The organism is Gilliamella sp. B2838, assembly GCF_026536185.1.
GTDB lineage: Bacteria > Pseudomonadota > Gammaproteobacteria > Enterobacterales > Orbaceae > Gilliamella.
In genome coordinates, this window is sequence record NZ_JAFNOO010000004.1 from 68,866 (window position 1) to 82,192 (window position 13,327).

Consider the following 13,327-nt stretch of genomic DNA (forward strand, 5'->3'; position numbering starts at 1 on the left):
AAGTTATAGGGTTTATCTTTCAAAACGTTTCAATGGATAAATCCCAATCATTGACTGATTTCCAATATTTTTGCTCTTGTTCTAAATCAAGCAATATAAGCTTATTATTTTCAATAAATTGTTGATCAACTTCTAAGATGATATGGGTTAGTTTATCTTTTGTAAGCTTTAAACGAAAAGCCTCTACATTAAGATCATTATTACGTTGATTATTAATTAAAATTGAAAGCCTTAAAATTTGTAACAATGAAACAATATGTTTATATTCAAAAAGGCTAAAATAGGGTAAATCATCAATATTAATTGACTTTCTGTGGTAACGTACCAGCGTTGATAAAAGTAGTTGTTGTTCTTCATTAAATCCTGGCAGATTGCTATTTTGCAGTATATAGCTTGAATGTTTATGAATTGAAGAGAAATTAATTTTTAATCCCACTTCGTGTAACTGCGCGGCCCAATATAAAATTGCTTCAACATTGGTTGGTATAATCATCAAGGCTTGCTTTTTCCATTGCGAAAATAGATGTTTGGACGTTTTTACAATTTGTTTTGCATGGCGCTCATCAATATTATAGTGTTGCGATAATGATTCTGCTGTCGTTTCTCTAATATCACGGTAATTGGGTCCATCAATTAGCTCATATAAAACACCTTCACGTAGTGCAAAAGGACAATAGTGCAATGCTTGCAATTCTAATGCATCAAAAATACCGCTAAATATTGCTAAACCACTAACAAACACTTTTTTTCGTTCATCTGAAAGAGATGGAAAATCGATATCCTGAAAAGATTTAAATTCTAGGACATAGCTAACTAAGTCGTCCAAACGTTTTGGTGTGATAATTCCGTCGCTAACACCAATATCGAGTAATATTTTATATATACTTTTAATTGTACCGGAGGTACCAAAAGCGACACTAATATTTTGTTTTTTTATCGTATTTATAATGTTTTCAATTTGCTGCGTTGCTGCGAGTTTTGCTCGTTGAAATGAAGCTTTATCAATTATCTTATTTGGAAAAAATTGTTTAGTGTAAGTAACACATCCCATAGGACGACTGGCGACTATCGAAGGTTTAAGATCATTGCCTTTACCTATAGCGATCTCTGTCGATCCTCCGCCAATATCAATAACAAATTTAGTATCAAATTCAGAGGTGGATTCAGAACTCATGGCGCCTAAATAAATCAAACGCGCTTCTTCTTGGCCTGAGATAATTTCAACAGGATAGGGTAAAACTTTAGCAGCTGCAGTTAAAAACTTTTGTCTATTTTTAGCAATACGTAACGTATGTGTGGCAACAATTCTCACGTTTTCAACAGGAAAACCATTTAACCGCTCTGCAAATAAAGCAAGGCATTCCACACCACGACTGATACTTGATTCACTTAGCTCATTTTTATCATTTAAGCCTGTTGCTAAATGAATATTTTTTTTATTTTTATAAATAATTTGAGTTGCACCATCAATACAGCGCGCAATAACCATATGAAAACTATTTGATCCTAGGTCAAGAACCGCATATTCATTGAATTTATTCACTGTTTGAATTCCTTATTCATGTGTTTCTAATTGTTTTAAATAATCATAAATTGCATGTTGAGCTCTAATTTTTTTCTTATTGCCTCGTTGTACATAATTATTCATATTATCTTTATCAATTACACGGGCTTTAACATTATCATTACATTGAATATTAAAAATATCATGGATAGTTGATCTTAAAATAGGATCGAAAATTTTAACGCCGACTTCTATGCGATTATCCAGATTTCTTGGCATCCAGTCAGCAGAAGAGATAAATGTATCTTTTTTACCCTCATTTTCAAAGATATAAACCCGAGCATGTTCTAAAAACTGATCCACAATACTCGTTACATAGATATTTTCGCTGAGATTTGCAATTTGAGGAACTAAAACGCAAGTTCCACGTACGATCATCCTAATTTTGACTCCTGCACATGAAGCACGATAAAGTGCATCTATCATTTCTTTATCGGTTATTGCATTAAGTTTTAAATAAATAGCGGCATTTTTTCCTGATTTTGCATGATTGATTTCTCGTTCAATAAATTCATGGAACCGCAAACGTGTGTTTTGAGGCGAAACAAGCAAATAATTGAAAGAGACGGGTTTAAATGGATTTTCAATAAAATTGAAAACTTTTCTCACTTCATCTGTTATGGCAGGATCGGCGGTGAGCAGTGAAAAATCAGTATAAATTCTAGCCGTTCTTTCATTAAAATTACCAGAGCCAATATGGGCATATCGAACAATGTCGTCATTTTCTTTACGATCAATTAAAAATAATTTCGCATGAATTTTTAATTTTGGTTGTGAATAAATAACTTTAATTCCACTACTAATTAATCTCTTAGCCCATTTAATGTTTGCTTCTTCATCAAAACGCGCTTGTAACTCAACGACTACAGTGACTTTCTTACCGTTATTAGCTGCATTAATTGCTGCATGAATGAAACGAGAATCTTTCGCTACCCGATAAATATTCATTCGAATATGTGTTACAGCGGGATCAAAAGAAGCTTGACGCATAATTTCAAGTACATGGCCAAATGAATAATAAGGGTAGTAGAGTAGAACATCGCGGTCTTTGATAGCTGCAAAAGCATTTCTGAACTTTTTAAATCGATTATAGGCAAGACTTGGCAATCGTTTATTCAACAAATTTTTTACGCCAAGATCTGGAAATTTGACTAAATCCTTAAAATTAGGGTAACGTCCACCAGGCATTGCATCTTGTTCAGTTAATCGTAATTTATTTATCAATAATTCAAATAGTGCTTTAGGCATGTCTTTTTGATAAGTAAATCTTACTGGTTGGGCAGTTAAACGTTGCTTTAATCCTTGTGACATGAGCTCGAGTAAGCTATCTAATTCAGTATTCAATTCATACTCGGCATCACGATTAATATTGATTGAATAAGCATTAAGTTCCTTGGCATCAAAAAATACTTTAAAAATTTCGGATAAGCAATAACGCAGAATATTATCTAAAAATATGATTGATTTATTTTTGGTTGAAACTTCAGACGGAAGTAAGACAAAACGTGACACATTGTCTGTCGGTAATTCGAGTAATGCATAGCTTATGCTATTTTCACAAATTATCTCAACAGCTAAGTAAGCATGATCGTCCTTTAAAAACTGAATTAATTCAGTATGACTATCTAACAAAATTGGCGTAATGTACTGGCGTAAATTCTGTTTATAATAATTTTTTATCCAATTTTCTTGATACGAGGTTAATTGCCTTTCATTGATCAAAAAGATCTGATTTCTTGCCATTTCAAGTAATAATTCATTATAGAGCTGATCGAACTGTTGTTCTAATTGAATAACTTTTTGATTAACTTGTCGTAACAGTTGTTTTGCATTGGATGAGGTTTGGGCTTGTTCTTGTTCAATTAACACATATTTTTTTAAATTAGCAAACTGTACTTTATAAAATTCATCAAGATTACTCGAATATATGCCTAAAAATCGAATTCTTTCAATCAGAGGATTATTTTTATCCGCTGCTTCTTGTAAGACTCGTTGATTAAAGGATAACCAACTCAGTTCTTTAGGTGTATATACTTTCTCTTCAGGCATTTTTTATCTCTTACAATTTATTAATTTAATGATAACAGGATAACTTAAGATAAAAAAAAAGCTAGCATCTAGCTAGCTTTTTATAATTAAGTTAATAACCCTTAAGTGGATTAAATACGATGTACAGAAGTTGTATTAGTTGTCCCACTTGGTACCAATGCACCTGATACCATTACAATCGTATCACCTTGTTGTAGACCGCAAACTTTTACCGCCATTTCTTTACCTAATCGGTAGAAATCATCAGTAGAATTAATTGCATCAATTAAAATTGGCTCAATACCTTTTGATAGTGCTAATTGGTTCACTGTTTTTTGGCTAGAAGACAGTGCTAAAATACGTGCTCTAGGGAAATAATGACGAACTTCACGTGCTGATTTACCACTACGTGTTGCTACAACGATCAATGGTACATTTAAACGTTCTGCAATTTCAACCGCACCACAACAAACAGCTGCTGTAATACGTAATTTTTCTTCTTTAGCAGTTAATTCTAACGAAGCAGGAATCGTGCCATCGGTACGTTTACAAATAGTTGCCATGACGTTGACGGTTTCTAATGGATATTTACCTTTAGCACTTTCACCAGATAGCATTACCGCATCAGTTCCATCAATGATTGCATTTGCCACGTCACCCGCTTCAGCACGAGTAGGGCGAGGATTTTTGATCATTGAATCAAGCATTTGTGTCGCAGTAATTACAGGTTTCGATGCTCTATTACATTTTTTAATCATCATTTTTTGGGCAAAAATAACTTCTTCAACCGCGATTTCAACGCCTAAGTCACCACGTGCAACCATGATACCGTCAGAAGCTTCCAGAATTTCATCAAAATTGTCTAAACCTTCTTGGTTTTCAATTTTAGAAATAATCTTAATATCTTCTCCACCATGAGTTTTTAAGTGAGCTCTAATATCTTCTACATCAGAACGCTTACGAATAAAAGAAGCTGCGATAAAGTCAACACCTTGTTCACAACCAAAAATAAGGTCATTTTTGTCTTTTTCTGCTAGAGCAGGTAATTTAATAGAAACGCCTGGTAAATTAATTCCTTTATTTTCACCTAAATCACCATTGTTTAAAACAGTACAAATAACTTCGTTGCCTTTAATTTCTTTTACATCCATCGCAATTAAGCCATCATCGACTAAAACGCGATTACCTGGTTTTAAGTCATGTGCAAAGCCTTTATAAGTTACGGCTACACGCTCAGCATTACCAATGACGGTTTCATCAGTTGTGAAGGTAAAAGTTTGACCTGCCACAAGTGAAACATCATTGCCACCTTCTAATTTAATGGTACGAATTTCTGGACCTTTGGTATCTAGCATGATAGCGGCTTTTAAACCTGTTTCTTGCATTACTTCTCGTAAATTTTTGATTCGATTACCATGCTCTTCATAATCACCATGAGAGAAGTTTAAACGCATAACATTCATGCCTGCTTTTAATAATTTTGCTAACATCTCTTTTGATTCAGATTTAGGACCAATGGTGCAAACGATTTTTGTCTTTTTCATAATATTATCTACTAGTTGTTAAGGTTGAAGTTAAAATTTTAAATAAACTGTTTTTAAATAAAAAAAAATCAATGTCAGTACATTGATGGGAATGATAGGTAAAGGGAAATGAGTAACTGCAATATGGTTACTCAATTTAAATAAATTATTTGAAGAATTGATTATTTTCATCAAAGTGTGACCCTTAAAAAACTGTGGTCATTATATTCTTAACTATTGTTAAAATAAAGCTTTTTATCGTGATATGTGTCTTCTCTTTTTACAACTTAGTTACCTTAAAACCTTATGTAAAATTAAATACCTCAAGTGTTTTAAGGTAAACTATGGGGTTTGTGTCACATCCATTCTTTGACTTGATAGATAAGTTCGTTATCTTTATTTTTTAAAATAAGTTGATTATTTGTCAATTCAACTTTAGCGCCATTACTAATCAGTTGATCTATCACAATATCCAACTTATCAAGTTGGTCATCATTACAAAGCATTTTTGTCATAGCAACGCCAACACCTTTAATTTCATCATTTTTTAACGTAACTTGACCAGAAAATTGGTTGCACATTTTTCCTGTTATTGTCATCTTTTCACCAAATTCTAAGTCGGCTTGTTTATCTAAAGCAACGTCTTGACCATTGGCTTTAATCAACACAAAATGATGATGCATTAAATCTGTATCTTTAATTTTGCCTGACTCCCCACATCCAGATAAAGTGAAAAAAGCTGTGAGCAAAGAGATATAGCCAATCGTTTTTTTCATACCAACTCCTAATAATAAGTAAATTTTGCTATAATGACATAATTATAATTGTTTACTAATATACTTGACACTTTATGTTATCTCAACAACAATTCAAACTCCTCGAATCAACGACTTTAAGTGATAAACAAAAAATAATAAAACTGTCACGTACCAAAGCTGATTCATTAAAAATTAATGCTGCTATTTTGCAAGCTGTTGATCATTACCAAACTAAATTGCAATCTTTGCCGAAGCAAATTAGTTATCCTCAACATTTACCTGTTGTTGACAAAAAACAAGCAATTTATCAAGCTATAAAAAATCATCAAGTTGTGATTATTGCAGGCGAAACAGGATCAGGTAAAACCACACAAATTCCAAAAATTTGTTTAGAACTTGGTTTAGGTGTAAAAGGTTTTATTGGACACACTCAACCTAGACGATTAGCTGCTCGTTCGGTTGCTAATCGTATTGCGGAAGAGTTAAGCACTGAAATAGGGCAATTAGTCGGTTATAAAGTGAGATTCTCTGATCATGTTAGTGATAACACTTTAATCAAATTAATGACTGATGGTATTTTACTGGCCGAAATACAGCAAGATAAATTACTATTAAATTATGACACCATTATTATTGATGAAGCACATGAACGCAGTTTAAATATCGATTTTATTCTTGGCTATTTGAAACAATTATTACCTAAACGCCCTGATTTAAAAGTGATTATTACATCAGCAACAATAGATGTTGAGCGATTTTCTCAGCATTTTAATTGTGCGCCAATTATTGAAGTATCAGGTAGAACTTATCCTGTTGAGGTGAGATATCGCCCACAAGTTGCGAGTCGTGATTCAGATAATGACAATGAAAGTAGTAATGATTTTCAACCTATCGTTGATGCAATTGATGAGCTGTCTGCTGAAAGTCATGGCGATATTTTAGTGTTTTTAACTGGTGAACGTGAGATTCGTGATCTGGCCGATACATTAAATAAACTAGATTTACGTCATACTGAGATTTTACCTTTGTATGCTAGGTTATCTGCTTCTGAACAAAATCGTATTTTCCAATCGCATACTCAGCGACGCATTATTCTTTCAACCAATGTGGCAGAAACATCATTAACTTTACCCGGAATTAAATATGTCATCGATCCTGGTTTGGCGAGAATAAGCCGTTATAGTTACAGAACTAAAGTTCAACGATTACCGATCGAGCCGATTTCGCAAGCATCGGCTAATCAACGAAAAGGGCGTTGTGGTCGTACCTCTGATGGGATATGTATTCGTTTATATGATGAACAAGATTTTTTATCCCGTCCAGAATTTACCGAACCAGAAATTTTGCGTACCAATCTGGCCTCTGTTATTTTGCAAATGACCGCCTTAGGATTGGGTGATATCGCTGCCTTTCCATTTGTTCAAGCACCGGACTCTAAATATATTCGTGATGGGATTCGATTATTAGAGGAACTTGGTGCAATTAACGCTCATCATCATCAATATCGTTTGACCGAAATAGGAAAAATATTAGCACAACTGCCAATTGATCCAAGATTAGCGAGGATGTTGGTTGAAGCAAGGCGATCGGGCTGCACTAAAGAGATTATGATCATAACTGCAGCTTTATCTATTCAAGATCCGAGAGAGCGTCCTTTTGATAAACAGCAAGCGTCCGATGAGAAGCATAGACGGTTTACTGATAAGCAATCAGATTTTATTTCTTTCATTAATCTCTGGCATTATATTGAAGAACAACAAAACCAACTTTCAGGAAATCAATTTCGACGATTATGTCAAAAAGAGTATTTAAATTATCTTCGTATTCGAGAGTGGCAAGATGTTTATACTCAAATTAGACAAACAATCAAGCAATTAACTTTTCCAATAAATAGTCAACCTGCTGATTATCGTTCCGTACATCTAGCGTTAATAAGCGGCTTACTATCACATATTGGGATGAAAGAACTTGAAAAGCACGAATATATAGGTGCTCGCAATATTAAATTTGCTTTATTTCCGAATTCAACATTATTTAAAAATCAGCCTAAGTGGTGTATTGCAAGCGAACTTGTCGAAACCAGTCGTTTGTGGGGTAGGATAGTGGCAAAAATCGACGTTGAATGGATCGAGCCTTTGGCTAAACATTTGCTTAAGTATAGCTATAGTGAGCCTAGATGGTCAAAAAAACAAGGGGTTGCCATCGCCAATGAAAAGGCAACATTATTTGGTTTGCCAATTGTCATTAATAGAGTCATAAACTATAGCAAAATCGATCCTGATTTAAGCCGAACTTTATTTATTAGGCATGCACTGGTAGAAGGCGATTGGCAGACAAATTATCGTTTTTTTATACAAAATCAAAAGCTGATTAAAGAAGTCGAAGATTTAGAACATAAGTCTCGTCGACAAGATATTTTAATTGATGATCAAGAATTATTTGATTTTTATAATCATAGAATTGATCAGTCTGTTATTTCGGCCAAGCATTTTGATTCATGGTGGAAACAAAAACAAAAGTCAGATCCGGATTTGCTGAGTTTTGAAAAAAATATGTTGATTAATCATTGTGCTCAACAAGTTAACCTTAATGAGTTTCCTGACTTTTGGCAACAAGGCAACTTCAAATTACCATTAAGTTATCATTTTGACATTGGCAATAAACGTGACGGCGTCACAGTTGAAATTCCTATCGATGCACTTAATCAAATTAAAAATAGAGGATTTGAATGGCAAGTACCAGGTTTTAGGAAAGAATTAGTTATAGCATTAATCAAGTCATTACCCAAATCACTACGTAAAAGTCTGGTTCCTGCACCAAATTATGCTGATGCATTCTTAAGTAGGGTGAGTTCAACTGACATTCCTTTACTTGAAAGTTTACAAAGTGAATTTAAAAAAATGACAGGTGTAAAAATACTCAATGAAGACTGGCAGTTAAATCAAATTCCTGATTATTTAAAAATGACCTTTGCTATTATTGATATTAATAATAAAGAATTAGCCGCAGGTAAAGATTTGGTTCAGCTTAAAGAACAACTTAAAGCACAAATACAGCATGCTTTGTCGAATATAAATACTAAAAAAACTGATTTAATAGAAAAAAAGAATATTATCGATTGGAATTTTGGAACACTACCCACTATTTATGAGGGACAACAAAAAAATTACACGATTAAAGCTTATCCCGCAATTGTTGATAATCAGACATCGGTAAGTATAAATCTAGTGGATAGTTACGAAGAACAACAACGATTAAGTAAATTGGGATTAAGGCGTTTGTTGTTGTTAAATATTCCTTCACCGATAAAGTATTTACACGAAAAATTACCCAATAAATCTAAATTAGGTCTTTATTTTAATTCGTTTGGCACTGTATTAAGTTTAATCGATGATTGTATTGCTTGTGCAATTGATGAGTTGATAGACAAAAATAATCAATTTGTCCAAAACCAAGAACAGTACCAGCAATTATTGAATTATACCAAAGCTAATGTGAATGAATATGTCTATCATATCGCTAAGCAAGTTGAATCAATTTTAACTTTACATTTCAGTATTAATAAAAAGCTTAAAGGGCGAGTTGACTTGTCTTTAGCTTTTGCATTATCAGATATAAAACAACAAATCGATGGACTGATTTATAAAGGGTTTGTATCTAAAACAGGTTATAAAAAATTATCTGATCTCTATCGCTATTTATCAGCAATCGAAAAACGTATCGAAAAATTAACAGTTAATCCAAATAAAGATAGACAAGCCATGAACATTGTTGAAGAAGTTAAAAATCAATACGAAAGTTGGCTAACTACTTTGCCTGAAAATCAAAGATTGCAAGATAATGTGAAAGATATACGTTGGATGATTGAAGAGTTGCGAGTTAATCTATTTGCTCAGCAGCTAGGTACACCATATCCAATTTCATCAAAACGAATAAAACAACAAATTGAATTAGTTAAATCGGAATTATAATTTTTATAGTGTTGAATTTAAATATGAACGCTGTTAAATCCGATTTAAATTAAGGTAGGAAGAGTTGAAAAAGTAGGGCGCCAATGCGCCCAATACTGTTATTATCGATAAAGATCAACAAATACTGTGATATTTGGTCCGTTAGCATCTTGAGCGATGCGAGCAATATGATAATATTTAGCGCCAGCATCAATAGCACGTTTACCCGCTTGATACGAGATTTCCTGATCGGTTGGATAATACCCTCTAAACTTCACGGTATCATATGCAACCATTTTCGCCGCAGTTGCATCATTGAGTTCTTGAATTTTACGGCCATCTGGCAAGGTGACAGTGTAACGGCTTGCTCGTTGTGGTGCATTTGCTGCATCTGCGGTTGCAGCTTCTGTTATTGATGTACCACTCACTGTGCTAACATTGCTTGGTTTAGCGGTTTTATCAATAACTTTATTGTGGAATTTTTCGGCATAGAATTTTTCGTTAAATGCTGATGGTGAATAATAGCCTGGTTTTTCAACTTGCATTGCAGCTTCACCACCTTGAGCTAAGGCAAGTTGCCCAGCTTCTGAATCATAAGGAATAGCATTTTCAGGTTGTAATTTTCGTTCTGGCGCATCTTTTTTAAATAAATATGCAGCAACTTGCAAATTACTACCAAGTTCTGATCGCGAATCAATATAAAATGCATATGCACCTTGAGCTAAGGCTTCTTTTGCAATCGCTTGATTTACATCGTAATCATTAGGAAAATAACCACGAATTCTAACAATATTAAAAGGTTCTAATCGAATAGCTTTAGACTTAGGATATTCATAAACACCTTCAAATTTGCGAAGGTTTTCAGCGGGCTCTTCTAATTTTGGTGCATCTGATTTATATAATTTAGCATAAACAATACGCAAAGTATCATTTGAAGGACTAATATTTGTTGTTGTAATAAAAAAAGCAGCTGCTCCTTCTTTATCTGCTGCTTTAGACATTGCCATTACATAATCACTATCAGTGTAAAATGCACCACGAACAGTAATCTGTTTGAATGATTGCAAATTTTTAGCTTGCTCTTCAGTGAGCTGTTGTGCAGCAAATGAACTCATTGGCATAATGGCCACAGTTGCTGCTATAAGAGTTTTCTTTAAACTTATCATAGTTGTTAAACCTTAATATGAACTTTTTAAAATATTTTATCATGAAATAAATTACTTTCCCAAAACAATTAAAGCATTTAAATTTTTGATAAAAATATATTTTCCTTTTACTGATAATATATCTTGCTCTTGAAACTTAGACAAAATTCTACTAACTGTCTCAATTGTTAATCCTAAATAATTGGCAATATCAGTCCTACTCATTGATAATTTTATATTCAAAGAGGTGTGACCTCGTTTTTCATAGCGTTTATATAGTGAATAGATAAAAAATGCTAATCGTTCATCCGCTTTTTTCTGGGAATAGCATAATAGTAATTTCTGATAGTTATAGATATCCGTACTTAACAACTTGAATATCATATCTCTAACGGTTTTATTGACTTCAATAAGTGACATTAATTCTTCATAATTAAGTTCACAAACGGCAACATTATTTAAGGCTTTAATAGTATAGTTATATACTTTTGTTGAAATAGAATCTAAACCAACAATGTCACCTGGCAAGTAAAACCCATTAATATGTTCATTACCATCGGCGGTGGTGATATAAGTTTTTAAAGCACCTGAATGAATAATATAAAATTTAGTGAAAGGTGTATTTTCTTCTATCAAGATCTGATCTTTGGTATAAGAACATTTACGATCTAAAACTGTATGCAATTTGTTATTGACTAACATAGGAATACATAATGAACCTACACTACATAATTCACAAGGGACTGAATAACTTTTGGAACGTAATGGCTTATAGTTACTTTGCATATTTTATTAAAAGGATTAATTCCAATTCGATAATTGATAATAATCGCATATTTTACAATAAAACAATATATAACAGTTAGCCATTATTTTTTTATATGTTAAAAAAGAACAAAATAAATGATAAATTCGATTAAAAGTGCCTGATTAAATTCGATAAGATCAAATCATAAATTTTTATGAGCTTCAACGTAACTTAAATTAAAAGCCTAGGTAGGTGAGAAGCATAGACTCAAAAGCTTGAATAAATAAGATGATATACGTAACATTTCACAATCAAAACTCAAGGTCTATAATTTAAATCAACAACAACTTAAACATTCAAATGAAATATTAATAATAAAATAACAATTTAATCAATTTAACATAATATACATTATGCGTACCAATATAAACGTAGATGAATTTTAGTAATTTAACTGACAGATTCATGACGCTAATTTAAAAATTTGTGGCATCTAATACCAATCTGGAATCGGTCAATCTGTAACACTATATAATCTCGGCACACTATATTGATAATTTATCGTTTAATCCTCCAGCTCCAGATCTTGCGATGTTATTTTTCCATGACTAATAAATTTTTCGGCTAACTTTTTTCTTGGAATATCCAATGTCCGGTCTAACATTTGACTTGATATCGTTGTGTACTGTTTTTTAGCCGTTAAATATTTACTTTTGGTTAATGCTAATACTTTATCCGACTCAGTCAATGCTGTGCCTAATTCTGCCTTTTGAACAGCTTTATCGTCACCAAATTTAGCTAAATTAAACTTAATAAATCATTGGCTTGATACACTTCTTGAGCATAGGGATTTTTAGGGTGATTGACATTGGTGGAGTCAAAATTTGAAATTCATTGTTTTTTTGCTGCCTGCGCTATCAGCTCAAAATTATCAAACATCTTTATTACACCTCAATTAGCCAAGAATAGTCTAAAGTTTCTTTAATTCGATTACGCACAAAATCTAAGGCTACAATTTTTTCATGATAGTTATTGATTTTAATTCAATCCTCATCATAAAAAGTTAAAGTATCTTTCATTTTTTATAAAAGTAAGACGTTAATTTATTGAGCTCCTGCAGATAATTTCATGTTGTTCTAGTGTAATTAAATTTACCACAAATGCGTGTCTGAATTCATTTTTCATCATGCTTTCAATTGTTTCCACTCGCTCTTTTTGGTCTCAAATACTGTACTCCTTAGCTAGTTTTGGTGATATTAACATTTGAATTATGAAAAATTTTTAAAAGACACCTAAGCGGAAAGCCTTGCGGTGCGTTCCTTCCACCCGCATTAAAGGATAAAACTTGGTGACTTTTCAATAGTTCACTGCGTGACTGCGACCGATTGACTATAGCAACACCGCGCAATTATTAACATAAAATGTAAATAACACTGTGTATAAAATTTAATTCATGATCTAAATCAATACGTTAATTAGATGCATAAAAAATAAACAGTATAAGAGCTACTAATCTTTCTATATTTTCTCAACATATAAAATAACAACAATATTAGTCTTATTGTCGTCACTTCCCTTTGATTTTAAGAATGGTAATAATGTAACCCTGTT

Annotated in this window: 8 protein-coding genes; 1 reads left to right on the forward strand and 7 read right to left on the reverse strand. The window is 32.7% G+C overall.

What is annotated here, in order from left to right:
• Window positions 1-19: 19 nt before the first annotated feature.
• The 4 genes from J3U63_RS05855 to J3U63_RS05870 form a co-directional block, all read right to left on the reverse strand.
• Entirely contained in the window at window positions 20-1,489 is a 1,470-nt protein-coding gene (locus J3U63_RS05855) for an exopolyphosphatase (protein WP_416379550.1), read from the reverse strand.
• A gap of 66 nt (window positions 1,490-1,555) precedes the next feature.
• A complete protein-coding gene (ppk1, locus tag J3U63_RS05860; protein ID WP_267344129.1) occupies window positions 1,556-3,613 on the reverse strand; it encodes a polyphosphate kinase 1 in 2,058 nt (685 codons plus the stop codon).
• Between the two features lie 110 nt (window positions 3,614-3,723).
• On the reverse strand, window positions 3,724-5,136 hold the full coding sequence (gene pykF, locus J3U63_RS05865; protein ID WP_267370900.1) for a pyruvate kinase PykF: 1,413 nt from the start codon (window positions 5,134-5,136) through the stop codon (window positions 3,724-3,726).
• 335 nt (window positions 5,137-5,471) lie between these two features.
• Complete coding sequence (locus J3U63_RS05870) at window positions 5,472-5,891, reverse strand: META domain-containing protein (protein WP_267344128.1); 420 nt, start codon at window positions 5,889-5,891, stop codon at window positions 5,472-5,474.
• Between the two features lie 74 nt (window positions 5,892-5,965).
• Between J3U63_RS05870 and hrpA the strand changes: the two genes are divergently transcribed.
• Window positions 5,966-9,844 (forward strand): ATP-dependent RNA helicase HrpA, encoded by a 3,879-nt coding sequence (gene hrpA / locus J3U63_RS05875; protein ID WP_267370903.1) that lies wholly within the window; start codon window positions 5,966-5,968, stop codon window positions 9,842-9,844.
• Between the two features lie 101 nt (window positions 9,845-9,945).
• Here the strand turns inward: hrpA and J3U63_RS05880 are convergent, their stop codons facing one another.
• The 3 genes from J3U63_RS05880 to J3U63_RS05890 form a co-directional block, all read right to left on the reverse strand.
• The gene (locus tag J3U63_RS05880) at window positions 9,946-10,989 is read right to left on the reverse strand and encodes a YdgH/BhsA/McbA-like domain containing protein (protein WP_267370904.1); all 1,044 of its coding nucleotides are present in this window, start codon (window positions 10,987-10,989) and stop codon (window positions 9,946-9,948) included.
• A gap of 51 nt (window positions 10,990-11,040) precedes the next feature.
• Complete coding sequence (locus tag J3U63_RS05885) at window positions 11,041-11,754, reverse strand: helix-turn-helix domain-containing protein (RefSeq protein ID WP_267344126.1); 714 nt, start codon at window positions 11,752-11,754, stop codon at window positions 11,041-11,043.
• Between the two features lie 527 nt (window positions 11,755-12,281).
• A complete protein-coding gene (locus J3U63_RS05890) occupies window positions 12,282-12,464 on the reverse strand; it encodes a hypothetical protein (protein WP_267347722.1) in 183 nt (60 codons plus the stop codon).
• Window positions 12,465-13,327: the final 863 nt, after the last annotated feature.